Origin of the sequence: Rickettsia japonica YH (assembly GCF_000283595.1) — a bacterium.
GTDB lineage: Bacteria > Pseudomonadota > Alphaproteobacteria > Rickettsiales > Rickettsiaceae > Rickettsia > Rickettsia rickettsii.
The window spans coordinates 1,257,347-1,283,087 of sequence record NC_016050.1; the positions used below are offsets into that span (position 1 = coordinate 1,257,347).

Sequence of the window (25,741 nt, forward strand, 5' to 3'; positions counted from 1 at the left end):
GAATTAATACCGTTAATTATATAGCCTGAGTGAAAAATTAAATCCTTATTTTGAGCATCCTCTTACTCTTTAAGAATACGCCATCCAAGAGCATAATATGACTCAATAATTTTTTGATCAATAGGCCAAATTGGTTGCCATTTAAATCCAAAAACATCTTTGTTTGATTCTACTATTTTATACATACGATCTTAAAGTACTTTTAGCAATAAGATTCGGTTTATAACCAAAACTAAGTGTGAATATTTCAATCATTCCATCTATCGATGCAAAAATACCGACAGATGCAGGTACCGTCTTTGGGTAATAAGGCAGAAACGGCAGCAATGTTATTACCTCCTGTCCGTCTATTATTGCTTTAGAATGCGGATAAGCAAGTTGTACATTCAGGCCCTAGCGGTAATATTTGTATATCTTGCGTTCTAAGCGTTGTACGCAAATTATCTATTGCAGCATTTAAACTTGATTTTTTACAATTTAAAGCTTCTTCAAGTAAACTAAAATATGTTACTATACTTATAGCATTGCCCGGGTTTACAACTAGCTTGTTGTTTTTTTAGCAACGTTAAAAGCTTTGAGCGATTCATTCCTTGCTCAATTTCAATATTTCCTGAGAATTGATAACCTGTTGTATTGCTTAAAATATTATTAAGACTAATAGCATTTTTAGGTATGGTAATTTGAATTTTTCGTCAAAATCTCAACTTATCTTGATCTACCATTAATGCAATTGCTGTTGCTGAAACAGCTTTTAAAACCGATGCTAAAGGAAATAAAGTTTTATCCATAAATAACTCCTCTATTACCTTTCTGATTTCCAAACATTGTTTTATAAATAACTTCACCTTTGTATAAAATTGCAATTGCTCCTCCTTGTAATTCGTCTTTTTGCAATTCAAGCTTTTTAGTTTTTGCGGTAATTCTACTCATGTCTGTACCAAAACTGTACGATGTGATAATAGTAACATTATACTAAAAAATAGGATAAGCTTTTTATTCATATGGCGATATTATTTATTGATTCTATGTCATTCCTGCGAAAGCAGGAATCCAGCTTTCTAAACAAATTACATACTAAATTTTTATATGATTTTTTTTATTTTTACCATTTTTTACTGGATTCCCGCTTTTACGGGAATGACAAAAGCTACTTTTACCGCTATTGCCTTTTCTTTATCTTTTAATCTAATAAGTAGCAAGCTCTAATAAATATTTGTCATCTAAAGCTTCAATAATTTGCTCATATAATTCAGCTGGAATTAGATAAGCAATCGGTTTATTATGATTTAATAAGGCAACAGGCTCACCACTTGCCTTATCCAATAATGCAGTAGGGCTTTTTTTAAATTCTGATATACTAACTGCTAGATTTGCATAAATATGTTCCATTATTGACTCCAAGTAAACGAAGAAAGTTATACGAAGATCAACTTGGACAAGAGCAAGGAGTCTGCAAGACTAGGAGCGGAGCGTATCCTTAATACGTGGCTACCTGCGAACTTATTTAGACGACGTAGCCAGTTTTTTAAGTTCATTGAGGATACCTATAATTAATACTAAATCTAAATACTAATTTATAGGCTATAATTTTATCTTTATCAAGAAAATCACCTTAAATCGCCGATATTCTCTAAAAACAACCTAGCTCGATGCGATGCCGGTTTATTAAAAAAATCCTCGGCAGGCTGATTTGCTAAAATCTGTCCTTGATCCATAAAAATAACACGATCCGCTATTAATTTTGCAAACTTCAAATGGTGCGTGACTACTACCATGCTCATTTGATCTTTTAATAAATTTATATTCTCTATAACATCTTTAATATTTTCAGGATCGAGTGCCGAAGTCGGTTCGTCGAATAACAAAATTTTCGGCTTCATCATTAAAGCCCTTGCTATTGCGGTACGTTGCTTTTGCCCTCCTGATAGGCTTGGCGGATATGAGTCAAATTTTTGCGTTAGCTTAAATTTTGCAAGCAATTCCTTTGCCATAGAAATTGCTTGTTCTTTTGGCAAATTTAAAACATTTACCGGCGTATAGATTAGGTTTTCTCCTACCGTTAAATGCGGGAATAGATTAAAATTTTGAAAAACCATACCAACTTTTAAAAGAAGCTTTCTTCTATCTTTAAGCAGTAGCTTCTTCCCGTCTACCAAAAAAGTACCGCTACTTGGTTCTTCTAAATTATTTAAAATTCTAAGCAGAGTAGTTTTACCGCTTCCCGAAGGACCGATTATTACAGTAGTTTCCTTAGTAGTAAAACTTAAATCAATATTCTTAATTGCGTAATTCTTGCCATAACGCTTACAAACTTTTTCTAAAATAATCATAAACTAGACCGTAAATTTATAACCGTCATAAAGCGGCTTAACGTTATTTGGAAGCATTTTCGTAATCTCATGATAATCTATCGTGTGTCTCATATTGGTTAATAATATCTGCTCAGGTTTATATTTTTCACGCCATTCTAAAACTTTATCAAGCCCTGCATGATTCGGATTTGATTTATAATCCATACAATCTAATATCCATATTTTTATATCTGTTAAAAATTTATCTGATTCAGGAGGAAAATCGATTAAATCGGGCGAATAAACGAAATCACCTATACGTAAGCCCAAGCTATCTATAGGACCGTGATGCTGTCTAAAAAATTGTATTTCGATAGTATTAATCTTAATTTTATCAAAAAAACTAACAGATTGAGTTGTGAACAGTCGCCCAAGCTTAAATAACTTATTGTTAAATAGATAATCAAATTTTGTATGGAGCTTTGCCGTACTATCGTGATCTGTATAGATTTCAAATGGCTTGCCTTGCATAAAAGTAAATACTCGTAAATCATCGATGCCGTTAACGTGATCGGAATGATAATGTGTTAATATAGCACAATCGAGCTTATTTATCTTTTCTCGTAATAGTTGATTTCTAATATCAAAACCGAAATCAACTAATATTTGACTATTTTCATCGTTAATATATATTGCTGATCTAGTCCTTTTATTGTACTTTGAAGGAGATGTGCAAGTACTACAATCGCACCCGATCACCGGTACGCCTATAGATGCTCCACACCCAAGTATTGTTACTTGTAACATAAATATTTAAAATAATGTTTGAAGTTTTTTATAATTTTTGCGGCTTAAATCAAGAAATATTCTTATGTTTGAATAAACTTACTAATATCGGCTTTATACCTTATTTTTTTAAAATAATTTCGTTTTGTTTTAATATCGCTAATTTCGCCTTAATATATATTTTATACTGTATATATTTTTATATTCAATTAAAGAAAACCAAAAATGATAAGAAGCAGCAAAATAAATTCTGGCACAATTATAATAAGTTAGTTGAAATCGGTATAATATACGGGGTATTCGGTTTAATTTTTACCGCTCTTAAATTTTCAGTTAATTTCCCTCGCCCTTATTGCAGTCTTCCTGTAGATAGTTTCATGACCATAATAAATACTGCAAACGAAAGATGCTTTTCAAGCTTTCCAAGCAGCCACGCAGCTCTTAGCGTGTTAGTAACGTATTTTGCTTGGAATTATATAAAATTACCATTAAAAATCTTAATGATTTGTGTTATTATGCTCGTGTCTTTATCTCGCATAAGCCTTGCTATGCATTACCCAAGTGATATAATCTACGGCATTATTATTGCATTTATAACAATACTGATAGGTAAGTTAATTTATCGCATCTTTGCAAATCATATAATAAGAAAGATCGGGGATTTTCTATTCATGAGGCAGTAATTAAGAAAAAACATATAAAAAACTTGTTTTTTAATCTTGAAAGTTTTTAATATGTGCGCTACAATGTAGCTACATTATTGAAAGAAGATTTTTATGTCTGCTGATTCTATTGTGCGAGCCCGTATTAATGAAGACGTGAAAGAAGAAGCAGCTTTAGTGCTTGCTGCTATGGGACTTACTTTATCTGATGCTGTTCGTATGCTGTTATTTCGTGTTGCTCGTGAAAAAGCATTGCCGTTTGATCCACTTATCCCAAATGATGAAACAATTAAAGCTATGAAAGCTGCAAGAAGCGGCAAATTAGTTCATGTTGGTAATATCAATAATTTGTTATCTGATTTAAATGAGAACGATTAAACGTACTGCACAGTTTAAACGTGGAATAAATTTGGATGATATTTTACTGAAAGCAGTTAGATACTTGGTTGCTGATATAACATGACCTATACATATGAGAGATCATGCCCTTATAGAGGTAATTGGAAAGATTTTAGAGATTGTCATATTAAACCGGATTTAGTATTAATTTATAGAAAACCCGATGCTGACACATTGAAGTTAATACGATTAGGTTCACACAGTGCACTTGGTTTTTAATTATTTTGAAATGAACCGGGAACGAGTTCCCCCAAAAACCATCTAACCATCCATAGTACTGGACAGTCTTTGAAAAGCGTTTGATGTCGCTCCTAGCTAAAAACGAGAATGACATCAAAAAACCAAACAAACATTATGCTACTATACCGAAAATACTTTATAAAAAATATCTTACCGCTGCTTATAGTCGTTACTTTTTCAGTGACTAGTATAGTATGGATAACGCAAATATTAAAACTCTTATATTTATTTGATAAAGGTATAAAAGTTATAGACTTCTTCAGTTTAATAGTTTTAGTACTTCCTACTTTATTATTTATTCTGTTACCGGTAATAACGGTTATTACCGTGATCTATATCTATAATAATTTAAAAGTCGAGCGACAATTAATTATATTACAAGCTTCAGGAGTTAATAATGTACAGCTAGCACTACCTGCTTTATATGTCGCATTAATAGTTATGCTACTTGCTTATTATATATCTTCTAACATCCTGCCGTTATCTCATATAAACTTAAAATCACGTTTAAACTTTATAAAGAATAATTATATCTCAAGTATGATTGAAGAGAAAACTTTTAATAAAGTAACGAAAGATATCACTGTTTTTATAGATAAAAAATCAGCAGGAAATATTATGAATGGCGTAATAATATTTGATAACCGCAACGCTGATAACCCATCAGTAATATTTGCGGGTTCAGGTACTCTTAATATATATGATAATAGCCCGATTTTTGAACTTAATAAAGGCTTAAGACAAGAATATGACGTAAACGGTAATTTAACTCAGTTAACTTTCGATTCTTTAATGATAAAACTGCAAAATGATAATCCTTTAGTATCGCAAAGAACTAAACATAATAAAGAAGCAAACGAATATTATATAAGCGAATTACTTGCCCCTCCTCATGATTTAGCTATTACTAAAAAAATTAAATTAATTGCTGAAGCACATCAAAGAATAATTTGGCCTTTATACAATTTTGTATTACCTTTTGTAGCACTTGCAGTTTTTTTGAGATATCCTTATAGCAAAAAAACAACTTTTATGCCGGTATTATTTTCTGCCTTAACAGTATTGCTAGTTACTTCAAGTCATTTTATATTACAAAATTTTGCTTCAAAAAATCTAGATTTTATTTTTGCTTGTTATTTCAATTTGGTTATTGCTTTAACGATCGGATTATATTTATTTGTACGTAAAAGAATATAAATTTATTAGACTACTTTATTCCAAGCTCCACGAGGATTTTGAGTAAAACAATCTATTTTGTTTTCCTGTCCGGTAAATTTATTTATTTTAATTGTTAATTCTTTTAAATCTTCCGGTAAATCGGTTATTATAATTATCCTTTTGAAAACTCTTATATACTCTTTTGCTTGTAAAATTTTTCCTATATCTGTAGGCGAAATAATAACAAGCACACTAGCATTATTAGGATTTTGTAACTCATCGGTAATATAAATCGGCTGTTTTTCAGGCTGCGGATCAAGTTTACTACCGTGAGGTATAAATTGCTTACGTGAATAAGTCCAAAGATTTTTATTGAGCATTTCTTGTTGATCTGCATCTGCAGTTAATATCACACTTTTAAGATCAGAGTGATAGCATTTTTCTATCAGAAGCAATATCGATTTTAGAAGCAATTCATCGCTTGTTTGATAAATACTAAATTGCTGCATAAAAATTTTATGTTATTTTTTATGAGAAAATTTAAGTGGTACGGATGAAGGGACTTGAACCCCCACGCCTCACGGCACAAGAACCTAAATCTTGCATGTCTACCAGTTCCATCACATCCGCGTATGGTAATGCCATTCCTGTAAAAAGGTGGCCTTGTTGCATGGATTCTATGTCATTCCTGCCTCTGCGGGAATGATATCAAAGTATTTCCATCAAAAAGTTATAATACACATCATATAATTTTTGTAAATCGCTAATTTTTGTGTATTCGTTTATTTTATGTGCCGTTTCGGATAATAAACCAAACTCTACTAACGGACAATAATTTTTGACGAATCTTGCATCCGACGTACCGCCACTTGTAGAGAATTCAGGCTTTATTTTAAGCGTATGCTCTACTACTTTAGCAAATTCTTTTATTTTATCGCTAGGGTTCTGAATAAAACTTTCAGCAGAACTACTATATTCTAACTTATAATCTACTTTATATTCTTTACAATGCTGTTTAATAATTTCTTCTACCTGTTTTGCTAAAGTTTCTGCACTATGTAAATTATTAAAACGTATATTGAAAGATGCTTCCGTACTTGCCGGAATTACGTTTGAAGTATTATTACTGACCTCGATATTCGTTACTTCAAGATTTGAACGTTGAAAAAATTCAGTACCTTCATCAAGTTTTATATTTGTTAACTCATTCAATATTATTATTAAGCAAGGCAATGGGTTATGTGCTTTATGAGGATAAGCTACATGCCCGCTTAAGCCTTCTATATTTAATTTAAAGTTAACACTTCCTCTTCTGCCAATCTTAATTGCATCGCCTATTTCTTTTTCACAAGTAGGTTCACCGACAATAGCAAAATTTATCTTATATCCTTGATCATAAATATATTGCAGCATTTCTTTAGTACCATGCTTTGCTTTTCCCTCTTCATCACTAGTAAGTAAGAAACTAATGGAACCTTTAAAATCGGTATTATTTTTTATAAAATCTAAGCTGGCAGCTAGAAAGCACGCTATAGCCCCTTTCATATCCACCGCACCTCTGCCATATATCTTACCGTCTTGCTGGCTAGCTTTAAATGGCCTCGCATTATGCCAAAGCTCATGATTGCCTGCCAGCACTACATCTACATGACCAACAAAGCAAATATTAGGCTCATTGCTACCGAAAACAGCATAAAGATTAGTGACTTGCTCACTTTTAGAATCACCGAATATTTTTATTTCGGTCTTAAAGCCGTGCTGTTTAAGCAAATCATTAATATACTCAATAGCCCCATCGCTCTTAGGAGTTACAGACTTAAAACCAATCAAATCTTTTAAGTAGTTAATGTACATCAATTATTGCCAAAGAGAATTTAATGTGGTTTTTAGTTTGTTTTCAAATTGTTTTATATAGTTTTTAAGGTTGTCAATCTTACTTTGATTATTATCAAGCTCTGTTACCATTTTTTGCTGTTCTTCAAGAGGCGGGATAGGAATTTGTAAATCCTCTAAATCTTTCAAATAAACTTGAGGTTGACCTGATCCAGCTTGCTTTTGGTATATTATATTTTGCTGAGATTTTAAAATATAATATAGATATTTAGTTAACAATAGTTTTTCATTAATTGAATAGATTACGTTACAATCTGAAGCCCACATTGGTGAATTATGATACCAAATATATCCAGCATATGCTCCCAATGAAGAAATAGTGATTATGTTACCGTTAAAATTATATTGATTATGTGAATAAGGACTAACCCGACCAACTGCTATTACTGGAATATCCCCCTTAATTGCAGTATTAATGTTAATCATTTTACCTTTTTTACATACTATTAATGTTGTATACTCCTTATGCTCAAGAGATAAAATATTACTTTTTAATTTATTGATAATGATATAGCCAAATTTAACAATTTCCCATTGTTTATTTATTTCAAAATAAGGATGCCAATTATCTATTATCTGTTTTGCCCCCTCTATTATCTTTTGATAGCTATTCAATTCTTCAATAATTTTCTGTTGTTTTTCTAGAGACAGAAGAAAAATATAAATTGAGTTTATATGTTCTCTATTTAAACCAGGCTGAGCACCTTTATTATAAGCTAAGTTCTTATTAATTTGACTTTGAATTATATCACTATTTAAACAATAAAATAAATAAGATTGATGCATAATATTCGGTTTCCCTCTAAAAATATAAACATGTTCATTAACCATTACTTCTATTTGCGGTAAAATTTTATCATCTACAAAGCACACTTTACCCGTTAATGCTCCATCTTTACACATTAAAATATCATTGTTTTTCACCAATCCTTTTTTAGCTATTTGATAAAAATCGAGATCTATAAAAGGAATTTTAGATAAATTTAATTTTCCATCCTCGCCTGTTTAAATAATTTATACCGACAATTTTTCTTTTTTTATTGTCTAGATGTAACGCCGATATTTTAACCTCATAAAACCAATATTCTTTTTGATTATTCGGTTTATGTGCATCGATAAAATAAAGTATTGACGTTTTTACTCCTGTATAAGGTAAAAAAGTACCTTGCGGTAGAGAGATAACGAGTTGCAGCTTTGCTTTTGATAGTAAAAATTGACGAACAGCAGCGGTGTCTTTTCTGAATAAGAACCCTTCAGGTACTACCAATGCCATTCTACCACCCTCTTTTAAATTTTGTAGGCAATGCAAAACACAAGCAGCATCACCGTTATTTTTTGCAATGCTGTTATAAAAAGAGAAGTTATATGATTTTCTGTTATAGTTTTGCCGTTTTTGCTAGTTTTTTTAGTGATAGTTTGAAAAAATGGCAATTAGCAACAATTACATCAAACTTTAACTGCTGATCAGTTAAGGGTTTAACATCATTAGGGTTCTCAAGACTATTTATTTGCTGAATTCCGCTATGTCCATCACCATGCAAAATCATATTCATCTTAACAATTCTAGCGGTTTTGGTTAACTCTCGCCCATATAATATATTAAATCTTAATTTTTCTACATCGGTATTAATTATATTATTTTCTTTGATATAATTAAAAGCTTCAGTTAAGAATCCACCTGTACCGAAAAAGGATCATAAATTGTTTCTTTAAATTTAGGATCAACCAAATTAATAATGGTTTTAACTATATTTCTCAGTGTAAAATATTCGCCTAAATCATTTTTCCGTTGATGTAATTTTTTCTAAGAAATATTCCATCGCCTTTTATATCTTCATATAAGATATAATCCGGTCTTTTTCCGTTTAATCTTGTCTGTTCTATTTTTGATTTTGGTTTTTGGAAATAAACATTCTTTTTAGTATCATTATCTATATGCCATACCTTATTTACAAGGTTATTGCTGATAATACATTCAATCCATTCGGTTTGCTGTTCTTCTAACATAAGAATTGCTTAGATATTTTTTTTGTAATTAATAATTTATATCTTCTTACACTTATTATACAAGCTTATAAAAGTACAAAAAACAACTTTTTATCTCACTAAAAAATAAATTATTGCTATGGATTTATATAGATTTTTGACTTTCTTAATGAATTTAAATAACTTATTATTATGAGCTTGTTATAACTAATATTAAAATCATGAGTATAAATAACCAGTTAAGAGAATTAATTAAATCAGGTACTTTTGCCGGTATATTATTAATTATTGCTTTTACCTTAGCAATAATTGTCAGCAATAACATTTTCCTAACAAAATATTATTCTTCTTTTATTTACAGTAAATTTTCTTTAACAATAGGAAATGTAAGTTTACAAACAACTTTTATAGAGTTAGTTAATGACGGTCTCATGACTTTCTTCTTTTTATTAATAGGTTTAGAGATGACATTTCACCTAGTAGAAGGTGAACATAAAAATAAAAAAACTAATATTACCTGCAGCGGCAGCCCTTGGAGGTGTGGTAATTCCTGTCTTAATATACATGTTTTTTAATTACGATAAACCGGGATTAATAAAAGGATGGGCTATTCCTATCGCAACTGATACTGCTTTTGTCCTTGGTATTTTATCTTTTTTCAGCCGACATATATCTTTAGAATTACGAGCTTTTATTATAGGTTTCTCATTAATTGACGATGCTTTTACGTTAATTATACTAGCTTTGTTTTATACTAAAACAATCAATACTCCGGCATTATTAATTTCCTCTATAATTATATTCATCTTGTTTATATTGAATTATCGACAAGTTAAACAATTATTTTATTATATAATTGTAGGTTTATTATTATGGATTAGTATGGTGGAGTCAGGTATTCACGATACTTTATGCAGAGCCATTATAGCACTTTTTATACCTGTTAATATAAAAGGAGAATTTAATACTTCTTTTAAAAAACTTGAAAACTTAACTCGTCCTTTTGTAAATTACTTTATTTTACCACTTTTTGTATTTATGAATTCCGGTATCCTTTTAGAAAATTTTGCATTTAAAGGCATTTGTTCCAACTCAATACTTGCTTTAATTTATGGGATAATATTTGGTTTATTTGTAGGTAAGCAATTAGGTATTATGCTATTTTCATATCCATTTGTAAAATTAAACTCTGTAATTTACCAAGTGATACTTCATGGTTAAAATTTTATTCTATAGCTATACTTGGAGGGATTGGATTTAAAGTTTATTTATAGGTAGTATTACGTTTGAGAGCAGCTGCCCTTCAAACTCTATAAGAGCTGCAGTAATAATAGGCTCTTTAATTTCTGCATTATTTAGCGTAGCCGTTCTAAAATATTGTACTGGAAAAGAGTAAAGAAGCAAATTAAACGAGTATACTCATTAAATAACGATGATAGGATTTTAATAACACATCATATTTTTGTTTGGAAAAAACAGGAGATGGTACTATATAGATATTATTAGAAGAAGAAATCGCTTTTTCAAGCTTATTTAGCATAAAAGGCATATTATAATTATGCTCTACTAAAATTATTGAAGTAAGATTGTAAGTTACAATAAAATCAACCGCTTTCTTAATATTATCTTCTTCAGACATTATTTTATTCGGAGCAAATATTACCTGCTGTTCTATAACATTACGTTCCTTTAACAAATTTTTTAATTGCTCTGTAGATTCTATACCAGTAATAAATAATATAGGTGCATAGCCTGCCTTAAGCCAAGCAATACCGGTTTCAATTTTATGTCCTCCTCCTGCAAACACTATTATTGCATTAGTGGTATTACTATTAAGCTTATAAGAATTTATTAAATATAAATAATAACCAAAACCACCGACCCAAAGAGCAAAAATTGTGAGTAAAAATTTTCTGATCATTTAAATATTTTATTAAATTCAGTTTGAATAATTTTATCAAATTCAGACATTTCAACATGAATCCCTAACTGATTTAAAGATGTTACTAAAGAATTTTCAAGTCCACAAGGAATAATCCCACTAAACTTACTTAAATCTGTTGAAATATTTATAGCTACACCGTGATATGTAACCCATTTTCTTACTCTAACACCTATTGCAGCAATTTTAGCAAATTCATCTTTCCTTACTTTTACCCAAATTCCTATTTTATCTTTAATAATATATGCTTTAATTCCAAAATAATTTAAGCTATTTATAATCCATTCTTCAAGCATTTTTATATATAGCTTTAAATCTTTGTGTCGATTTGGTGAAGCTAAATTAAGAATTGGATAAATAACACGCTGACCCGGTCCATGAAAAGTAAATTTACCGCCACGTCCTGTGTAAATTACCGGAATATCACCGTAATTTAATAATTCTTCTTGTTTATAATTAGTACCAGCTGTATATACTGCCGAATGTTCAACTAAATAAATAATTTCCGGCTCATGATCACTAATTACTTTGTTAACGTAATCTTCCATTAATTTCAAAGTAACTTGATAATCCGCAAAATCCGGTATAGTTATAAATCTTATCATATTAATTCAGATTTATATTTCAATATTAATGCATCTAAAATTGCTATGGTTTCAGCATCCAAATCGCCAGAAAAATTACTAGGACGAAAATGCATTTGAAACGAAATTATAATATCTTTCATTTTAGAGTCTAAAATTTCGGTAACTTCAAGCTTATAACCGTATGTAATAAATTTTTGCTGAATTGCTGCAATATCGGTTATGTCGACTTGCGGCAATAGATCGTTAAACGCCTGTTCATCATACCAAGCTCCAATATCGTTATCATATAATAGTTTCCAAGGAAATAGCGGGCCAGGGTCCTGTTTTCTACCTGGAGCAATATCAGAATGCCCAACTACTCTAGTAGGTTTAATATCATATCTAGCAATAATCTGTTTACACAAACTTATAACACTATTAATTTGCCTTTCCGAATAGGGTAGCCAAACTATATCATTGTTTTTTGCATTTACTTCAAAAGCAGGATTTACGATTTCAATACCGATTGATGTATCATTAATACGCTCATGACCTTGCCAGTAACTTACTCCAGCATGCCATGCTCTATCACGCTCTTCTACTAATTGAAATATATGTTCAGGGTTTTCATTGTTTATTAAATAATGGCTACTTAACTTTTCACCGGTTAGAAAATCTAAAGACTGCTTAAAATCACACTGTGTATAATGTAGCACTAGGAATTTAATACGTTTATCAAATCCCACAGCTCTATAAGATGTTTTATCGATTACTATCATATATAAAAATTTTAAAGGATGTCACTATTGTATGTTTTTTTCTATATAATTCTTGTGAAAGCTTGCTTGCATGGATCGGTAAATCGTCATTGCGAGAAGAATTACACAGTAATTCGACGAAGCAATCTCAGGAAGTTTGTTATTATTTCATAAGATTGCCACGCAGCCTACGGCTGCTCACAATGACGATTTGGTATCTATATAAAGATAGTCCCAGTATGACAAGAAAAATTTTGATGGTGCCGGATATCGGATTTGAACTGATGACCTACCGCTTACAAGGCGGTTGCTCTACCACTGAGCTAATCCGGCATATTAATATGATTATAGAGAAGAGATATGTGTGTCATACCCGTGTCTTGACCACAATATCTAGAAAAATAACTTGTAACAGTCAAATTTACTAAATCCTGCACTCAAATAGCGGGATGACAGGGGCTGAATTGATCCACACAGTCAATGCCTGCTCGCAATGACGAAAATACACTATAAACTAAGCTTCTTTAGCTTCCTTTTTACTTAATCTAGCTTTGCGGTTTTTTGCTTTCACTTCCATTTCCTTTTTAACTTTCTTAGGAAGAGTAACACCCGCTTGCTCAATAAATTTTGCGACTCGCTCAGTTGGTTTAGCACCGGTGCCAAGCCAATATTCTATACGATCTTTTTTTAAAACAACACGCTCACTATTATCTGAAGCAAGCATTGGATCATAAGTTCCAACTTTTTCTAAAAAGTCACCGTCACGAGGTGCTGTTGCGTTAGCTACCACTACACGGTAAAAAGGACGCTTTTTAGCACCGCCTCTAGCTAAACGAATTTTTACTGCCATATATTACTTACAATTATTTTATTTTTTCTTCTTTAAAAAGAACATGTTTTCTAACTACTTTATCATACTTACGAAAAGAAAGCTTCTCGGTTTGGGTCTTCGGATTACGTTTCTTTACCCAAAAAACACCTGTGCCGGCAGTACTTACTAGCCTTACCAAAACATTTTTATTTTTCTTTGCCATTAGCTGACACCTTAAATCAAGATATTATTATTCTAAGAAAAGCAGAATAAAACGAAATTGAAAAATAGTCAAGTAAAAACTAGGCATTGCAAAATAAAGAGAGATACGTCATTGCGAACGAGTTACCGTCCAAATAAGCGTTCGATATCCTTAAGCTTCAACTCAATATAAGTAGGTCTGCCGTGATTACATTGACCTGAAAGCAGCGTATTTTCCATTTGACGCAGTAAGGAATTCATTTCATCTGCCGATAATTTTCGTCCTGCTCTAATAGAGTAATGACAGGCATAAGTTTCCGTTACATGCTCGATTAACTCTGTCAAAGCTATATTCTTGCCAAAATCCGATAAATGATCGGCGAGATCCTGAATTAACTTTTGTACGTTTACATCTCCAAGGATATTTGGAATTTCAGTTACTATAATAGATTTTTCGCCGAATTTTTCTAGAGTTAAACCGAGTTTATATAGTTTTTCTCTATGGTCATATAAACAATCTGCTTTTTTTTCATTTGGCAGTTCTACTATCTCAGGGATAAGCAAACGCTGTTTGATTAACTCTTCCGTTTTAAGGTAATCTTTTATTTTTTCATACCCTAAACGTTCGTGTGCTGCATGCTGGTCGGTAATCACTATACTATCTTCGGTTTGTGAAATAATATAAGTCGTATGAAGTTGTGCTTTAGCTGCCCCAAGTTTATATTGTTTACGGGTTTGCTGTTCATGTTCTATACGGTTTTCTACTTCTTGTTCTATTTTAGCATGTGATAATGTATCGATTAATTTTTGACAAACATGATTTTGAGGAACTGCATTAAGTGTAGAATGAGTAGTAGGTCTATAATCTGCCGATTTACTATTAACATTTATAACTTTACTTACTGGCGATTGTTTGTTAACTAAAGGATTTTTAAATAACTCAAGAGCATCAGAGGCGATAGTAGTAGAAGTAACATGGCTTTTATTTGTTAAAGCATTTTTAATTGCTTCTATTAATAAGTTTCGCACATAATTCGGGTCATGAAACCTAACCTCTGCTTTTGCCGGATGTACGTTAACGTCAACAAGTTGCGGATCGATTTGTAAGAATATAGCACATAGCGGATAACGATCACGAGCTAAATAATCTTGATATGCTACCCTTAAAGCTACCTGTAATAATTTATCTTTTACTGGTCTATTATTAATAAATAAAAACTGATCTTCACTTGAAGCTCTATTATATGTCGAGCTACTAGTATAGCCGCAAATAGAGAAATCAGGTGTTTTGAAGTCTATATAAGCGGCGTTTTTTATAAAATCATCACCTATTACATCAATTATACGCTGTTTTAGGTTAGTTTCAGCATCTTTATTTTGTCCCTTTAGTTTTAATAAATTCTTGCCGTCATGTGTTAAACTAAAAGAAATTTCAGGATGTGCTAGAGCGATTTTCTTAACCACATCTACAGTTGCTGCAAGCTCTGTTTTATCGGCTCTAAGAAATTTTAAACGTGCAGGTGTTGCGAAAAATAAATCACGTATCTCTATTTTAGTACCTTCATTATGAACAGAAATAGTAACTTGTTTTTCATTGCCGCCGATTAACTTAATCTGAAATGCTTTGTCGGCATCTCGTTTTTTAGAAGTAATTAGCATTTTGCTAATAGCAGCAATAGACGGCAGTGCTTCACCCCTAAAACCGAAAGTATTAATATTTAGAAAATCGCTTTCATCAAGCTTAGAAGTTGTATGACGTTCAACAGCAATTTCTAATTCCTTATCAGTCATACCAATACCGTCATCGGAAATAATGATTAGATTTTTACCGGCACGTTCTAAAATAATATCTATTTTAGTACTACTTGCATCAACAGCATTTTCAACTAATTCCTTTACTACCGATGCGGGCCTTTCTATAACCTCACCGGCAGCAATTCGGTTGATAGTACTTTCTGACAAAAATTTTATAGTCATTTTGTTACTAGTTTAAATTTCTTACTACAATATGGGCAGATAACTTCCTTTTTTTCTTTATCTATCTCTAAATAAACTTTCGGATGGTCATATGGAGGTTCTTTGCCCTGGCAAGATACAGATGCATCAACACTATTAACAATTTCCATAGATTTATACATTATTTCTTTAAGTGTAATCTAATATAAGTTACTTTTAAATAAAAGACAAATATTACTTGATTAAATATGTCATCCCGTGACTTGATCAGCTTTGTTGCATAATTCTAATTTTCTTGTCATTGTGAGGAAATTACGTAAGTAATTGACTAAGCAATCTAGTGCCAAAGTTCTGAGATTACCACGCAGCCTATGACTCTGCTCGCAATGACGATTTAGCTGGCTGGTACAAGCCACGGTATGACAGTGCATATTTTATAAGGCGATAAAAATGAAAGACAAAGTAGCAGTTATTACCGGTTCTACTAGCGGTATCGGGCTTGAGATAGCAAAACATTTTGCAAAAACGGTTTTGCAAAAGAAGATGAAGTAGCCACAATTTCAGCAGAATTGAAAGAACTTGGGACAAGGGCTGTATTTTATCAAGGAATAAATTTGGAAAAACCTGATGAAATTCATTCTATGTTTGAGAGGATAATAAAAGAATTCGGTAAAATAGACATATTAGTAAATAATGCAGGTATTCAGCATGTTGCTGCTATCGATGAATTTCCTAAAGATAAATGGGAGCAAGTTTTGCGTATAGATTTAATAGCATCTTTCTATACTACATACGCAATACAGATTATAAAAAAAACGGTTTCGGACGAATTGTTAATATCGCTTCCGCTTATGCATATGTCGCATCACCTTTCAAGCCGGCATATGTAGCAGTAAAGTACTGTATCCTTGGGCTTACCAAAACCGTTGCTTTAGAAGTGGCTGAGAATAATATTACAGTTAATGCTATCTGTCCCGGTTACGTCAACACACCATTAGTAAGGAATCAAATAGCAGATACTGCTAAAGCTAGACATATCAGTTAAGAATCAGCGTTAAGGGATGTAATCCTTAAATCTCAAGCTACGAAAAAATTTGTAGAAGCTGATGAAATAGCAAACTTAGTAATATTCTTATGTGACAAAAAAGCATCATCAATAACAGGTAGTGGACTCTTGATAGATGGTGGCTGGACGGCACAGTAGTTTTTAATTCTTAATATTTGTTAGTTATTGAGAAATAACTAACAATAAAAACTTCTTGCAAAAATTTAATTTACTCCTTTACACTTGAAATAAACCACAATTTATTCAAGGAGGAATTTATGCCAGAAAAAAAACATCCACATTTTCAAACTGAAGAAACTGAATTAAATAGAGTAAAAATGCCAAATTAATTCATTTTAAAGATGAACTGGGCAGCCCCATAGATGGGCAATTAGTTATAGGAGAAGTTGAAGAAGTAAAAGAAAAAGAATTTTCTAGACCCGTAGAAGTTGAGGTAAAGCGTAATTTGGGTAAGTTTAAAAAAGCTCTAGCCTATCTTGGAATTATTAAAAATACGAAAAAAGTAGTAAGCAAAGAAGAGAAAATTATAGGCACCTATGAATTAGGCAATTTTACTAATGATAAGAATTCTATAGAGAACTTTTTGAATAACCTAGATTTCCATGAAGAAAAACTTTACGCATATGATCTTAGTGGTACAAAAGTTGGAGAAGTAGGTGATTTTGGAAAAGTAGTATTAGATGAGAATATTAAGCTTGATGAAACTATTCTTCAAAAAAAATGGTAAATTCTTAGATTTAGAAGGTAAAGCTTTACAAAATCAGTTTATACAAAAAGGTAGCGGAAGTTTACCATTTAAGTATTGCTACAGACGTAAAATATTTTGATAAAGATTTGTGAAGTATTAAGACTTCAAAAGATGTTACGAATCTTAACACAAAGCCCGTAAAAAGTGCTCTTAAAGGTAGCAGAGAAGCTGCAAAAATAGGAAAAAAACTACGAAAACAACAAGAAGAACAGAAATTTGCAGGAATTAAAAAGCCAAAAGGAGCTAAACTTACAAAAGTAGGAATTCCGGTAGTTCCCACTAGAGGATAACTAGGTTATAAGTGCTTGACCATTATAACGTGTATATTATAATAGTTATGACCAAATTAATATGTACGTTATAATAGTCATAATTTATTATGACTATTATTTAGCCTTTTGCATGTCTAATATAGCTTGTATTTGAGCTTGTGTCTCAAAAGTCATTTGGCTCTAATTCTAATGCTTTGTTGTATTATTCAAGAGATAAATCGTATTTGCCTAATTTTTCCAAAGTAAGACCTTTATTAAGATGTACTTTATAATCATTGATATTTAATTTAAGTGCTGCATCAAAAGCTTTTAATGCTAAATTATATTTTTTAAGAATTCCTAAAACTATTCCTTTATTCACGTAAGCTCTAAAATCATCAGGATTAAACTGTATTGTTTTATTATACATTTTAATAGCTAAATCATATTCTTCTATATTAAAATATATATTTCCTTTATTAAAGTATATTACAAGCTCATTCGGTTCTAGCTCTAATGCTGTATCATACGATCTAATAGCTTCTTCATATTCCTGTAACGTATCTAAAGCTAAACCCTTATAGAAGCTTTAGCGTCATTAGGATTAAACTCATTTCCTTTATTTTATGCTTCAAGTGCTAGTTCGTATTTTTCAAGCTTTCTTAATATTTCTGCTTTATTGTTATAAGCATAAGGATGACTTGGATCTACTTCGATTGCCTTATTATAAGCTTCTAAAGCTAAATCGTATTTTCCCAACTGAATTAATACCGCTCCTTTATTAAGATAAGCCTGAAAATGATTAGGGTTTAGTGCAATTGCTTTGTTATAAGCTTCAAGGGCCAACTCATATTTTTCAGGAAATCTAAGTCCCAGTATTCTTAATCTAAATCCATATCCAATATATGCATCTGCATCATTCGGATTTTGTTTTATAGCTTTATCACATTTTGCTAATTCTTTTTCAAAATCATTTGCAACTGATTCAGGTTGTTTATTAAACAAGAACTTATAACCACAAAAACATATTACTATCACCACAAGAATTAAAATGCTGACAATTAAATATTTATACTACATATGTTAATTAATAATATATAAAAAATTAAATATTATAAATTACACTTTATAAATGATGTAACTTGTCTATAATAACTAATTAGTAATTAAGTTATTTAAAGCTCGATGAATAGGTCTAAGTTCATTTTTTTATCTGCTATTTCAGGTAATGTACTCGAATATTATGATTTTACGGTATATTCAGTTTTTTCGCTGATTATTGGACAAGTTTTTTTTCCAGGCGAATCAGAATTCATTAGAATTCTTCTAAGCCTTGGAGTATTTGCGGTTGGCTTTCTGACAAGACCGATAGGAGGCATATTATTCGGTTATATCGGTGATAGATACGGTAGACGTATCGCTTTAATAATCTCGATGCTAGGTATGACTATTCCGACCTTTATTATGGGTCTCATACCCTCATATGCAAGTATTGGAATTTATGCCCCTATAACTCTAGTTATAATGCGGCTTATTCAAGGTTTATGTATTAGCGGTGAAGGAACGGGAGCGGCTATTTTTATCCTTGAACATCGTCAAAATTTAAGACCGGGTTTTACGGCAGGTTTAGTACATGGTTCAAATATCGCCGGTACCTTAATTGCAACATTTATCGGTATTATAATAGAACGTTATTTCTCTCATATAGATTTTGCTTGGCGTTTTGCTTTTCTGCTTGGTGGATTTATGGGTCTTGCAGGATTTTACTTGCGATTGCGTGTATCGGAAACACCGATTTTTAAAATGCTTGAGAAAAAGAAACAAGTTCTTAAAGCACCTTTTTCCAATGTAATTAGAACTGCTTGGAGATCGATGTTTTTAACTATGTGTATAGGTGCTATCGCTAGCAGCGTTATGTATTTAGTAAAAACATATATAAATGTTTTCTATTATAATGTAATGCATCTTAGTAATACTATTGCTTTATCATATTTAGCGTATAGTTCGTTTATTGCGATGATAGCGATGCCGCTTGCCGGCGGTACTTCCGATATTATCGGAAAATTTAAAATGGCAATGCTTGTTGGTGTTGCTATCTTGATATTGATTTTACCGACCATGTTACTTATGTCGACAGAAGAGATATGGCAACAAATTATAGCTCTTACAATACTTGGTATGCTCGCAGGAAGCATAGCAGGTACAGCTTATATACTCGTTATATCCTTGTTTACGGCAGAACAAAGATTTACCGGTGTTGCTTTCAGTTACAATTTTGCAATAGCGATATTCGGCGGAACTTCACCTATTATTTCTCGTTGGCTTGTAGAGCGCACAGGCTTATTTTATGCTCCGGCTTTTTATATTATGATCATTGCTGCCGTATTTTTAGTGATTATGTATATGATGAAGAAAGTAATTAAATCGTTGCTTAATAATTATGAACATAGAAAATAAAGAAATAACAAGTAGTTGGTTTACTAATTTACGTGATTTATTGTGCAAAGAATTTGAAAAAATCGAAGAAGAATATGCACAAACCAAAGGTTTAAAACCGGCTAAGTTTATACGCTCAAGCTGGCAACGTAACGGCGGCGGTGGCGGTGTCATGTCTCTCATGAAAGGAGAAGTATTTGAAAAAGTCGGGGTTAATATATCTAACGTATTTGGTGAATTTTCTCCCGAATTCCGCAGCGAAATTCCAGGAGCAGAGCTAGACGGGAAATTCTTTGCAACAGGCATTTCATTAGTCGCACATCTTAAATCGCCGCTAATTCCCGCTATGCATTTTAATACTCGTTATATAGAAACTTCTAAAAGTTGGTTTGGCGGCGGTGGCGATTTAACACCTTTTTATCCGGAAAAAAACGAAACTGTAAAGTTTCATGCAGCTTTTAAAGAAGCGTGCGATAAGTATGATTCTAGCTATTATCCTAAATTCAAAAAGCAATGTGATGAATATTTTTATCTAAAGCATCGAAAAGAGCCGAGAGGAGTAGGCGGAATATTCTATGATTACTTAAATAATGGTAATTTTGAACAGGATTTTGCCTTTACACAGGACGTAGGTAAGGCTTTGTTGTCGGTATATCCTGAAATCGTTAGAAGTAAGTTATTTTTACCTTGGACAGCTGAGCAGAAAGAATACCAGCTTATAAGGCGAGGTAGATATGTAGAATTTAATTTGCTATATGACCGCGGTACTAAATTCGGCTTAATGACCGATGGAAATGTCGAGGCAATATTAATGTCATTGCCACCTGAAGTAAAGTTTAATTGACTTTTTTAAAATCATAACCGGAATGGCAAAATGCTATTTCGGTGTGTTGAAACTTCTGTAAAAAGTGAGAGTATTTTCCACAAAACCGATGCAATCCTTGGTTTATAGTGAAATACATTGAATTAGATGATATTTATAAGAAATATTTTATTTTTTTAAGGATATAGCGAATGCCAACCCATTTACGATATGAGATATATTATTTAAAAATTAAAAAATGTCACCTAATTCAATGCATTTCACTATAACAAAATTTTTTACTTTGTAAGTTTAGGCGGGAAATAATGTTCTGTTGAGATTACTTTTTTACCAGTTTTATTTTCCAAGGCCGTTTTAGCGTTTTTAGCTATACTTCCTCCTATTTTACCTGCAACCTTATTTTCTTCCATTCCTGTTGTATTATTAGTTTCTGTTACCTGACGAGTAGATAATTCAGCAAGAGCAGTAAAAATTAATTCTGCTTCATTCATGTGATCACGTAAATTTTGATTTGTTAAGCCCTTTATATTTTTGTGTTCTTTAAGTTATACCAGCCCATTCTTGATGAATAATATTAGTTAATATAGCAAATTCATTCTCTTTTGTTACTTCATGGTTTTTCCAAGTAATCAGTTAATTTATTTCGTGTTTCCTGCCCATCATACATTGTTAAATCCATTTCTCGCTACGACCGTATCGTTTCCAATTATCCCTTGCTCTATCAATTGACTTTTCTGGATCAGAAATTTCTTGAATCCTTTCATAACCGACTTTAGCAAGCCATTGTTTAAACGGTTCTGCCTTTGGAGACAGAATAGATTGTATAATACGAAGTAATGACTCTGTATTTGCACAGTCTGTTATATATTTTTTCCATCTGTGGCAGTTAATTTCAGTCCGTGACAATTTGTCACGACCTCACTTTTTTCTTCGTTTAACCCTTTGTTTTAGTTTTCTCCAATAAGCTCCAGGGTCACTACTATCAGTCAATGCTCCTACTACATCGACTACTGAAAACCACCATTTGTTATTATGCAAAATTCTTCTAATGGTTTTATCTTTAAAGATTACTAACTTATTAAGTTTATCGCTATTATTCATAATGTTCCATATTATTTTTTATGAATTATAGATATTCTAAATAAATTTTATAACTTACATTAGAAATAAAAAATCCTTTAGATAAATAAACTATTAGTTAAGTTATAGATTAACTTTTAAAGGAAGTTAGGTATAAGCTTTAACTGAAATAGTAAAACACTATTTCAGGGTGTAGCAACCTCTACCAAAAGTGAGAACATCTCTCACATAACTGATGTTAATCCTCGACCTTATGGTCGGAGGATAATAGGCATGTCCAGAGCTTAAAAGCAATACTTTAAGCAAAACCTATTATAGCTGACTTTTGGCAGTTTTGCTAACTCCCTGACCACCAAGGGTTTTATTTCTCTTTGGTGGTTGAAACTTAAGCAATTTAAGTTTAATTAATCGGGAGTAACTACATATCCAACCAAACTAACAAGAACCTACCTGAACTCGTAGCAGAGTTTACTTCAAAAGAAAATTTAGAAATCCTAAAAGTTGAGATAGCAGAGGTGCTAGAAAGACCTTTGAAAAAGAGAGATATCAACGCAATAGAGAAAACGCTTAGCAGAATTAGAAGCAACATTTGGTATTGCTAAAGTATAGATTAGCAGACATTGCTTTATTATGTCATTCCTACTTTCCTTTCACGGAAAAACATTGCCGGCATGGATCTGTTTTAACATCATTATTAGGAAATTACGTAAGTAATTGACGAAGCACAATCTTAGAAGTTTGTTATTATTTCCTACTCGCAATGACGATATATCTTTAACAATCCCTTTTCAAATAAAAAGAGTATACTAGTCAAATGGTTTCACTATAACCATAATTACTGCAACAATCATGCAAATAGCCGGAATCTCATTAACTATGCGATAAAATTTTTCTGAATGTACATTCTTACCATTTGCAAAATCTTTTCGCCATCTTGCAAGTAAACCGTGAAATATCACTAAAACTAATACTGCAAACATTTTAACGTGAAACCAAGTATCAAGAGCAACAAACCCGTAAATATGAGCATTTATTAAACCAAAAATAAATGTGCTAATCATTGCCGGATTCATAATGAATCTGAGTAATTTTAGCTCCATTACTTGTAAAGTACTATCTAGCTCACTACCTATTTTAGCTTTGATATGATAAACATAGATTCTAGGTAAATAAAGAAGTCCTGCAATCCAACATATAGCAGATATCAGATGGACTGACTTAAACCATAGATAGTAACTTGCCATTCTTTTCCTTATTAACTTGTTAATTTACACAAACATTTAGTAAATTCGTTTGGACATATTCTTGTACTAGAGCTACTCATAACTAAATTAGTATCAACCTTATTAATAAATCGTAGCAATATATTTGTCAAACTATTAATAAAAATTTTATTTGTTCCAAGTGTCGGAATTCTGGTATATTGAATTTCATATTTATCTGCGATTAATTTATATTCAATATCAAGCTCTACTAGTGTTTCAACATGCTCGGATACAAAGGATATAGGTACGATAATTATGTCTTTTTTTAACTTTCCTGCTAGCTCTATTTCGTCTTCCGTATTCGGTTTTAACCACTCTATAGGTCCTACTCTACTTTGATAAGTTATCTTATAATCTAGATCTTTTATATTTAATTCTTTAACTATTGCTTGTACTGTTTCTTTTATCTGAAAACTATAAGGATCGCCTGCTTTTATTATTTTTTCGGGTAACCCGTGAGCAGAAAATAATATACGAAAATTTTTATCGTATAGTTTTTCTTTAATTAATGAAACATGGGCTTTTATAAAATCTTTTTCTAGAGGATAACAGCAAATTGTTTTAATTGGAATATCAATATCAAGGTTTTGTAAAAAATTTTTAACCGATGATCCTGTCGTGGTACTTGAAAATTGAGAATATAGAGGCAATAATATTACTTCGCTTGGATTATATTTTTTTATTTGGCCTATTACTTCTTTAGCAAACGGTGCTGAATATCTCATATTTATAAAAATAGCGAAATCTTCTTTTATAAGTTGCTTTAGCTTTTCGGTTAGTGCTAATTTCTGCTCCTCTGTTTCCTGAAGTAAAGAAGATTTACCACCGATTAAAGAATAAATTTTTTGAGATTTTTTCTCTCTAGTAATAGAAATTATTTTAGCGATAATATAACGCAAAGGATTTGGTAGATTAATTATAGCTTTGTCATAGAATAGATTAAATAGAAAAGGCTTCACTGATTTAAGGTCTTTTGGACCGCCTAAATTAAAAAGTACTATTGCTATTCTTTTCTTCATATAACCTAACATATTTTGTCAAAAATTCTACATTTTCCGTAGGTGTTTCAGGCAAAATACCATGTCCTAAATTAAAGATAAAATTCTTTCCTTTCATTGCCTGAAGAATTTTATAAGTTTTTTCTTTAATAATTTCTTTATTAGTTAATAATACAACCGGATCTAAATTACCTTGTACTATTACTTTATCACTCCACTCTTTCATTTTTTCAAGAGGGACCATTTGATCTACGGCTAAAACATCTATCGGTACTTCTTTTATAAATTTTTCGTACAATAATCCTGCTCCTTTAGGAAAAGTAATTATAGGAGTTTTTGGAAAAACTTCTTTTACTTTTAGTACAATCTTTTTTGTCGGCTCTATTACAAATTCAGTAAATTCCTCTTCTGCAAGTACTCCTGACCATGAATCAAAAAGCTTTAAAACATCTGCTCCAGATTTTGCTTGATTTATAAGATGATCAGCTGTTTTTTCCGTAATAAAATTTAATAATTCTTTAGCAAGTATTTTATTTTCATATATGAATTTTTTGCTCGTTTTAAAATCCTGTTTTCCTTTTCCTTCTAGCATGTAACTCATCACTGTCCAAGGACTACCTGCAAATCCTATTAAAGAAATGGGGGATGGTAATTCTTTTTTTACTTTTTTTATTATTTCATAAACCTTTTCTAATTTATCATTCGGATTGATTTGCAGATATTTAAAATCTTCTTGTGATTTGAATTGCTTTAATATAGGCCCTATATTTTCTTTAAAATCCACTTCCCATCCAAGAGCATGAGGTAAAACTAATATATCAGAAAAAATAATAGCTGCATCAAATCCATAACGTTTCATCGGTTGTAAGGTTACTTCCGTTGCTTTGCTAACATCATAACAAAAATCTAGAAAATTTTTTGTTGTTTCTCTTACTTTTTTATATTCCGGCAAATATCTACCTGCTTGACGCATAAACCAAATAGGTATTTTATTACTATTTCCTTTTAACGGATTTATAATTTGCTTCATGTTATTACTAAAAATATTAAAATAATAAATATATTTATTATTTGTTGTTTATGTAAGTAGAATTATGTAGATTAAATGTTTTAAACAGAGTTATCAACAAAATTTTCATTAAAATTTTCTTAAAAATATAGGCATTTTAAATTATTATTCACATAAGTTTGTAATGAATTTATACAAGTGGATAATTAAGTGTAAAATTCATTTATAGCTTAGAAAAGACTATTTTTTCAAAGAAAAATGATATTTATTCACAATTTTATCCACAAACTATTTATTTAAAAGAAAATACACTAGATTTACTTGATTTAATAAGGATTTGAGGAAATTTTTAATAGGTTTTAATAGGAAAAATAATAAGTTATTAAAAAATTTATCCACAATTACATGTGTAAAGT

Annotated in this window: 35 protein-coding genes, 2 tRNA genes and 5 pseudogenes; 9 read left to right on the top strand and 33 right to left on the bottom strand. The window is 31.2% G+C overall.

All coding sequences use genetic code 11. The annotated features are described in order from the left end of the window. Positions 1 to 62 precede the first annotated feature (62 nt). The 6 genes and pseudogenes from RJP_RS11160 to RJP_RS06840 all read right to left on the bottom strand — a co-directional run bounded on the left by RJP_RS11160 (position 63) and on the right by RJP_RS06840 (position 3,098). Complete coding sequence (locus tag RJP_RS11160; protein ID WP_261792621.1) at positions 63 to 185, bottom strand: hypothetical protein; 123 nt, start codon at positions 183 to 185, stop codon at positions 63 to 65. Positions 186 to 692: 507 nt separating this feature from the next. Then, positions 693 to 788: a serine hydrolase gene (locus tag RJP_RS09935; RefSeq protein WP_014014913.1), complete on the bottom strand. Its 96-nt coding sequence runs from the start codon at positions 786 to 788 to the stop codon at positions 693 to 695. Next, a complete protein-coding gene (locus tag RJP_RS09940; RefSeq protein WP_014014914.1) occupies positions 781 to 930 on the bottom strand; it encodes a hypothetical protein in 150 nt (49 codons plus the stop codon). Before RJP_RS09940 ends, RJP_RS09935 begins: the two co-directional genes overlap by 8 nt. Positions 931 to 1,112: 182 nt before the next feature. Then, positions 1,113 to 1,389: pseudogene (locus RJP_RS06830) on the bottom strand (type II toxin-antitoxin system Phd/YefM family antitoxin). 218 nt (positions 1,390 to 1,607) lie between these two features. Further along, positions 1,608 to 2,330 (bottom strand): amino acid ABC transporter ATP-binding protein, encoded by a 723-nt coding sequence (locus RJP_RS06835; RefSeq protein WP_014121170.1) that lies wholly within the window; start codon positions 2,328 to 2,330, stop codon positions 1,608 to 1,610. Positions 2,331 to 2,333: 3 nt separating this feature from the next. Then, positions 2,334 to 3,098 (bottom strand): MBL fold metallo-hydrolase, encoded by a 765-nt coding sequence (locus RJP_RS06840; RefSeq protein ID WP_014121171.1) that lies wholly within the window; start codon positions 3,096 to 3,098, stop codon positions 2,334 to 2,336. A gap of 14 nt (positions 3,099 to 3,112) precedes the next feature. Between RJP_RS06840 and RJP_RS06845 the strand changes: the two genes are divergently transcribed. The 4 genes from RJP_RS06845 (at position 3,113) to RJP_RS06855 (ending at position 5,575) form a co-directional block, all read left to right on the top strand. Beyond that, complete coding sequence (locus tag RJP_RS06845) at positions 3,113 to 3,760, top strand: phosphatase PAP2 family protein (protein WP_014121172.1); 648 nt, start codon at positions 3,113 to 3,115, stop codon at positions 3,758 to 3,760. Between the two features lie 93 nt (positions 3,761 to 3,853). Next, positions 3,854 to 4,117, top strand: a complete 264-nt coding sequence (locus RJP_RS06850; RefSeq protein ID WP_014014920.1) for a type II toxin-antitoxin system RelB/DinJ family antitoxin — start codon at positions 3,854 to 3,856, stop codon at positions 4,115 to 4,117. Between the two features lie 81 nt (positions 4,118 to 4,198). Then, on the top strand, positions 4,199 to 4,357 hold the full coding sequence (locus RJP_RS11660) for a type II toxin-antitoxin system mRNA interferase toxin, RelE/StbE family (RefSeq protein ID WP_014014921.1): 159 nt from the start codon (positions 4,199 to 4,201) through the stop codon (positions 4,355 to 4,357). A gap of 135 nt (positions 4,358 to 4,492) precedes the next feature. Beyond that, a complete protein-coding gene (locus RJP_RS06855) occupies positions 4,493 to 5,575 on the top strand; it encodes an LptF/LptG family permease (protein ID WP_014014922.1) in 1,083 nt (360 codons plus the stop codon). 5 nt (positions 5,576 to 5,580) lie between these two features. On the opposite strand, the gene RJP_RS06860 is transcribed toward RJP_RS06855, so the two are convergent. From RJP_RS06860 to RJP_RS09685, 9 genes and pseudogenes are all read right to left on the bottom strand, one after another. After that, a complete protein-coding gene (locus tag RJP_RS06860) occupies positions 5,581 to 6,045 on the bottom strand; it encodes a DNA polymerase III subunit chi (protein ID WP_014014923.1) in 465 nt (154 codons plus the stop codon). Positions 6,046 to 6,081: 36 nt separating this feature from the next. Beyond that, positions 6,082 to 6,166 (bottom strand) — tRNA-Leu (locus RJP_RS06865). A gap of 78 nt (positions 6,167 to 6,244) precedes the next feature. Continuing rightward, complete coding sequence (gene dapE, locus RJP_RS06870) at positions 6,245 to 7,390, bottom strand: succinyl-diaminopimelate desuccinylase (protein WP_024704402.1); 1,146 nt, start codon at positions 7,388 to 7,390, stop codon at positions 6,245 to 6,247. A gap of 3 nt (positions 7,391 to 7,393) precedes the next feature. Then, a complete protein-coding gene (locus RJP_RS10895) occupies positions 7,394 to 7,855 on the bottom strand; it encodes a restriction endonuclease subunit S (protein WP_225981301.1) in 462 nt (153 codons plus the stop codon). A gap of 156 nt (positions 7,856 to 8,011) precedes the next feature. Then, positions 8,012 to 8,353, bottom strand: a pseudogene (locus RJP_RS10900) (restriction endonuclease subunit S); the annotation flags it as partial. Positions 8,354 to 8,402: 49 nt separating this feature from the next. After that, positions 8,403 to 8,738 carry an N-6 DNA methylase gene (locus RJP_RS11165; RefSeq protein WP_269446266.1) on the bottom strand — a complete coding sequence of 112 codons (336 nt, stop codon included), beginning with the start codon at positions 8,736 to 8,738 and terminating at the stop codon, positions 8,403 to 8,405. A 67-nt stretch (positions 8,739 to 8,805) separates the two neighbouring features. After that, complete coding sequence (locus RJP_RS11170; RefSeq protein ID WP_167535738.1) at positions 8,806 to 9,078, bottom strand: N-6 DNA methylase; 273 nt, start codon at positions 9,076 to 9,078, stop codon at positions 8,806 to 8,808. A 17-nt stretch (positions 9,079 to 9,095) separates the two neighbouring features. Next, the gene (locus tag RJP_RS11175; RefSeq protein WP_167310031.1) at positions 9,096 to 9,188 is read right to left on the bottom strand and encodes a hypothetical protein; all 93 of its coding nucleotides are present in this window, start codon (positions 9,186 to 9,188) and stop codon (positions 9,096 to 9,098) included. A gap of 14 nt (positions 9,189 to 9,202) precedes the next feature. Beyond that, on the bottom strand, positions 9,203 to 9,436 hold the full coding sequence (locus RJP_RS09685) for a hypothetical protein (RefSeq protein ID WP_024704404.1): 234 nt from the start codon (positions 9,434 to 9,436) through the stop codon (positions 9,203 to 9,205). Between the two features lie 200 nt (positions 9,437 to 9,636). On the opposite strand from RJP_RS09685, the pseudogene nhaA reads away from it, so the two are divergent. After that, positions 9,637 to 10,636, top strand: a pseudogene (gene nhaA / locus RJP_RS08505) (Na+/H+ antiporter NhaA). A 36-nt stretch (positions 10,637 to 10,672) separates the two neighbouring features. Here nhaA and RJP_RS09945 read toward each other — a convergent pair. The 9 genes from RJP_RS09945 to RJP_RS08510 form a co-directional block, all read right to left on the bottom strand. Then, positions 10,673 to 10,819 (bottom strand): hypothetical protein, encoded by a 147-nt coding sequence (locus RJP_RS09945; RefSeq protein ID WP_172413267.1) that lies wholly within the window; start codon positions 10,817 to 10,819, stop codon positions 10,673 to 10,675. 1 nt (position 10,820) lies between these two features. Beyond that, a complete protein-coding gene (locus RJP_RS06900; protein ID WP_014121175.1) occupies positions 10,821 to 11,336 on the bottom strand; it encodes a YdcF family protein in 516 nt (171 codons plus the stop codon). Beyond that, positions 11,333 to 11,962: a lipoyl(octanoyl) transferase LipB gene (lipB, locus tag RJP_RS06905; RefSeq protein ID WP_014121176.1), complete on the bottom strand. Its 630-nt coding sequence runs from the start codon at positions 11,960 to 11,962 to the stop codon at positions 11,333 to 11,335. The genes RJP_RS06900 and lipB overlap by 4 nt, the downstream gene beginning before the upstream one ends. After that, the gene (locus RJP_RS06910; protein WP_014014932.1) at positions 11,959 to 12,702 is read right to left on the bottom strand and encodes an N-acetylmuramoyl-L-alanine amidase; all 744 of its coding nucleotides are present in this window, start codon (positions 12,700 to 12,702) and stop codon (positions 11,959 to 11,961) included. Before RJP_RS06910 ends, lipB begins: the two co-directional genes overlap by 4 nt. A 237-nt stretch (positions 12,703 to 12,939) precedes the next feature. Next, positions 12,940 to 13,014, bottom strand: a tRNA-Thr gene (locus RJP_RS06915). Positions 13,015 to 13,195: 181 nt separating this feature from the next. Further along, complete coding sequence (rpsP, locus tag RJP_RS06920) at positions 13,196 to 13,531, bottom strand: 30S ribosomal protein S16 (RefSeq protein ID WP_014121177.1); 336 nt, start codon at positions 13,529 to 13,531, stop codon at positions 13,196 to 13,198. Positions 13,532 to 13,544: 13 nt separating this feature from the next. Further along, entirely contained in the window at positions 13,545 to 13,715 is a 171-nt protein-coding gene (rpmG, locus tag RJP_RS06925; protein WP_004997072.1) for a 50S ribosomal protein L33, read from the bottom strand. A 122-nt stretch (positions 13,716 to 13,837) separates the two neighbouring features. Continuing rightward, the gene (gene mutL, locus RJP_RS06930; RefSeq protein ID WP_014121178.1) at positions 13,838 to 15,670 is read right to left on the bottom strand and encodes a DNA mismatch repair endonuclease MutL; all 1,833 of its coding nucleotides are present in this window, start codon (positions 15,668 to 15,670) and stop codon (positions 13,838 to 13,840) included. Continuing rightward, entirely contained in the window at positions 15,667 to 15,819 is a 153-nt protein-coding gene (locus RJP_RS08510) for a zinc-finger domain-containing protein (RefSeq protein WP_231839099.1), read from the bottom strand. The genes mutL and RJP_RS08510 overlap by 4 nt, the downstream gene beginning before the upstream one ends. Positions 15,820 to 16,218: 399 nt before the next feature. Here RJP_RS08510 and RJP_RS10910 point away from each other — a divergent pair. Then, positions 16,219 to 16,853: pseudogene (locus RJP_RS10910) on the top strand (SDR family oxidoreductase). A gap of 307 nt (positions 16,854 to 17,160) precedes the next feature. Next, positions 17,161 to 17,442 (top strand): hypothetical protein, encoded by a 282-nt coding sequence (locus RJP_RS06940; protein ID WP_225981278.1) that lies wholly within the window; start codon positions 17,161 to 17,163, stop codon positions 17,440 to 17,442. Between the two features lie 495 nt (positions 17,443 to 17,937). Here RJP_RS06940 and RJP_RS11630 read toward each other — a convergent pair whose 3' ends face one another. The 3 genes and pseudogenes from RJP_RS11630 to RJP_RS10935 form a co-directional block, all read right to left on the bottom strand. Next, complete coding sequence (locus tag RJP_RS11630; RefSeq protein ID WP_024704407.1) at positions 17,938 to 18,144, bottom strand: tetratricopeptide repeat protein; 207 nt, start codon at positions 18,142 to 18,144, stop codon at positions 17,938 to 17,940. Positions 18,145 to 18,153: 9 nt separating this feature from the next. Then, positions 18,154 to 18,261, bottom strand: a pseudogene (locus RJP_RS11635) (tetratricopeptide repeat protein); the annotation flags it as partial. Positions 18,262 to 18,338: 77 nt separating this feature from the next. Then, positions 18,339 to 18,719 carry a tetratricopeptide repeat protein gene (locus tag RJP_RS10935; RefSeq protein WP_050982258.1) on the bottom strand — a complete coding sequence of 127 codons (381 nt, stop codon included), beginning with the start codon at positions 18,717 to 18,719 and terminating at the stop codon, positions 18,339 to 18,341. A gap of 180 nt (positions 18,720 to 18,899) precedes the next feature. On the opposite strand from RJP_RS10935, the gene RJP_RS06955 reads away from it, so the two are divergent. Continuing rightward, positions 18,900 to 20,171 (top strand): MFS transporter, encoded by a 1,272-nt coding sequence (locus tag RJP_RS06955; protein WP_014014938.1) that lies wholly within the window; start codon positions 18,900 to 18,902, stop codon positions 20,169 to 20,171. Next, on the top strand, positions 20,155 to 20,994 hold the full coding sequence (gene hemF / locus RJP_RS06960) for an oxygen-dependent coproporphyrinogen oxidase (protein WP_014121179.1): 840 nt from the start codon (positions 20,155 to 20,157) through the stop codon (positions 20,992 to 20,994). The genes RJP_RS06955 and hemF overlap by 17 nt, the downstream gene beginning before the upstream one ends. 257 nt (positions 20,995 to 21,251) lie before the next feature. Here the strand turns inward: hemF and RJP_RS06965 are convergent, their stop codons facing one another. The 6 genes from RJP_RS06965 to hemE all read right to left on the bottom strand — a co-directional run bounded on the left by RJP_RS06965 (position 21,252) and on the right by hemE (position 25,346). Then, positions 21,252 to 21,464 carry a hypothetical protein gene (locus RJP_RS06965; RefSeq protein ID WP_024704408.1) on the bottom strand — a complete coding sequence of 71 codons (213 nt, stop codon included), beginning with the start codon at positions 21,462 to 21,464 and terminating at the stop codon, positions 21,252 to 21,254. A gap of 178 nt (positions 21,465 to 21,642) precedes the next feature. Then, complete coding sequence (locus RJP_RS06970) at positions 21,643 to 21,879, bottom strand: BRO-N domain-containing protein (protein WP_024704409.1); 237 nt, start codon at positions 21,877 to 21,879, stop codon at positions 21,643 to 21,645. A gap of 12 nt (positions 21,880 to 21,891) precedes the next feature. Continuing rightward, on the bottom strand, positions 21,892 to 22,074 hold the full coding sequence (locus RJP_RS06975; protein ID WP_024704410.1) for a BRO-N domain-containing protein: 183 nt from the start codon (positions 22,072 to 22,074) through the stop codon (positions 21,892 to 21,894). A 785-nt stretch (positions 22,075 to 22,859) separates the two neighbouring features. Next, complete coding sequence (hemJ, locus tag RJP_RS06980) at positions 22,860 to 23,297, bottom strand: protoporphyrinogen oxidase HemJ (protein WP_014121180.1); 438 nt, start codon at positions 23,295 to 23,297, stop codon at positions 22,860 to 22,862. Between the two features lie 11 nt (positions 23,298 to 23,308). After that, entirely contained in the window at positions 23,309 to 24,349 is a 1,041-nt protein-coding gene (gene hemH / locus RJP_RS06985; RefSeq protein WP_014121181.1) for a ferrochelatase, read from the bottom strand. Next, a complete protein-coding gene (gene hemE, locus RJP_RS06990; protein ID WP_014014942.1) occupies positions 24,306 to 25,346 on the bottom strand; it encodes a uroporphyrinogen decarboxylase in 1,041 nt (346 codons plus the stop codon). Before hemE ends, hemH begins: the two co-directional genes overlap by 44 nt. Positions 25,347 to 25,741: the final 395 nt, after the last annotated feature.

What these genes read in the sequence shown, in the direction of transcription:
- RJP_RS11630 (WP_024704407.1), bottom strand. Translation starts at nt 18,144, where the DNA reads ATGTATAATAAAACAATACAGTTTAATCCTGATGATTTTAGAGCTTAC.
- RJP_RS09935 (WP_014014913.1), bottom strand. Translation starts at nt 788, where the DNA reads ATGGATAAAACTTTATTTCCTTTAGCATCGGTTTTAAAAGCTGTTTCA.
- RJP_RS06845 (WP_014121172.1), top strand. Translation starts at nt 3,113, where the DNA reads ATGTTTGAAGTTTTTTATAATTTTTGCGGCTTAAATCAAGAAATATTC.
- hemH (WP_014121181.1), bottom strand. Translation starts at nt 24,349, where the DNA reads ATGTTAGGTTATATGAAGAAAAGAATAGCAATAGTACTTTTTAATTTA.
- RJP_RS06910 (WP_014014932.1), bottom strand. Translation starts at nt 12,702, where the DNA reads ATGATAGTAATCGATAAAACATCTTATAGAGCTGTGGGATTTGATAAA.
- rpsP (WP_014121177.1), bottom strand. Translation starts at nt 13,531, where the DNA reads ATGGCAGTAAAAATTCGTTTAGCTAGAGGCGGTGCTAAAAAGCGTCCT.
- RJP_RS06965 (WP_024704408.1), bottom strand. Translation starts at nt 21,464, where the DNA reads ATGAATGAAGCAGAATTAATTTTTACTGCTCTTGCTGAATTATCTACT.
- lipB (WP_014121176.1), bottom strand. Translation starts at nt 11,962, where the DNA reads ATGATAAGATTTATAACTATACCGGATTTTGCGGATTATCAAGTTACT.
- RJP_RS06835 (WP_014121170.1), bottom strand. Translation starts at nt 2,330, where the DNA reads ATGATTATTTTAGAAAAAGTTTGTAAGCGTTATGGCAAGAATTACGCA.
- RJP_RS09685 (WP_024704404.1), bottom strand. Translation starts at nt 9,436, where the DNA reads ATGTTAGAAGAACAGCAAACCGAATGGATTGAATGTATTATCAGCAAT.
- RJP_RS06840 (WP_014121171.1), bottom strand. Translation starts at nt 3,098, where the DNA reads ATGTTACAAGTAACAATACTTGGGTGTGGAGCATCTATAGGCGTACCG.
- RJP_RS06955 (WP_014014938.1), top strand. Translation starts at nt 18,900, where the DNA reads ATGAATAGGTCTAAGTTCATTTTTTTATCTGCTATTTCAGGTAATGTA.
- rpmG (WP_004997072.1), bottom strand. Translation starts at nt 13,715, where the DNA reads ATGGCAAAGAAAAATAAAAATGTTTTGGTAAGGCTAGTAAGTACTGCC.
- RJP_RS06975 (WP_024704410.1), bottom strand. Translation starts at nt 22,074, where the DNA reads ATGAATAATAGCGATAAACTTAATAAGTTAGTAATCTTTAAAGATAAA.
- RJP_RS10895 (WP_225981301.1), bottom strand. Translation starts at nt 7,855, where the DNA reads ATGATTAACATTAATACTGCAATTAAGGGGGATATTCCAGTAATAGCA.
- RJP_RS06850 (WP_014014920.1), top strand. Translation starts at nt 3,854, where the DNA reads ATGTCTGCTGATTCTATTGTGCGAGCCCGTATTAATGAAGACGTGAAA.
- RJP_RS08510 (WP_231839099.1), bottom strand. Translation starts at nt 15,819, where the DNA reads ATGGAAATTGTTAATAGTGTTGATGCATCTGTATCTTGCCAGGGCAAA.
- RJP_RS11660 (WP_014014921.1), top strand. Translation starts at nt 4,199, where the DNA reads ATGACCTATACATATGAGAGATCATGCCCTTATAGAGGTAATTGGAAA.
- hemJ (WP_014121180.1), bottom strand. Translation starts at nt 23,297, where the DNA reads ATGGCAAGTTACTATCTATGGTTTAAGTCAGTCCATCTGATATCTGCT.
- RJP_RS09940 (WP_014014914.1), bottom strand. Translation starts at nt 930, where the DNA reads ATGAGTAGAATTACCGCAAAAACTAAAAAGCTTGAATTGCAAAAAGAC.
- RJP_RS11160 (WP_261792621.1), bottom strand. Translation starts at nt 185, where the DNA reads ATGTATAAAATAGTAGAATCAAACAAAGATGTTTTTGGATTTAAATGG.
- RJP_RS06855 (WP_014014922.1), top strand. Translation starts at nt 4,493, where the DNA reads ATGCTACTATACCGAAAATACTTTATAAAAAATATCTTACCGCTGCTT.
- dapE (WP_024704402.1), bottom strand. Translation starts at nt 7,390, where the DNA reads ATGTACATTAACTACTTAAAAGATTTGATTGGTTTTAAGTCTGTAACT.
- RJP_RS06860 (WP_014014923.1), bottom strand. Translation starts at nt 6,045, where the DNA reads ATGCAGCAATTTAGTATTTATCAAACAAGCGATGAATTGCTTCTAAAA.
- hemE (WP_014014942.1), bottom strand. Translation starts at nt 25,346, where the DNA reads ATGAAGCAAATTATAAATCCGTTAAAAGGAAATAGTAATAAAATACCT.
- RJP_RS06900 (WP_014121175.1), bottom strand. Translation starts at nt 11,336, where the DNA reads ATGATCAGAAAATTTTTACTCACAATTTTTGCTCTTTGGGTCGGTGGT.
- hemF (WP_014121179.1), top strand. Translation starts at nt 20,155, where the DNA reads ATGAACATAGAAAATAAAGAAATAACAAGTAGTTGGTTTACTAATTTA.
- mutL (WP_014121178.1), bottom strand. Translation starts at nt 15,670, where the DNA reads ATGACTATAAAATTTTTGTCAGAAAGTACTATCAACCGAATTGCTGCC.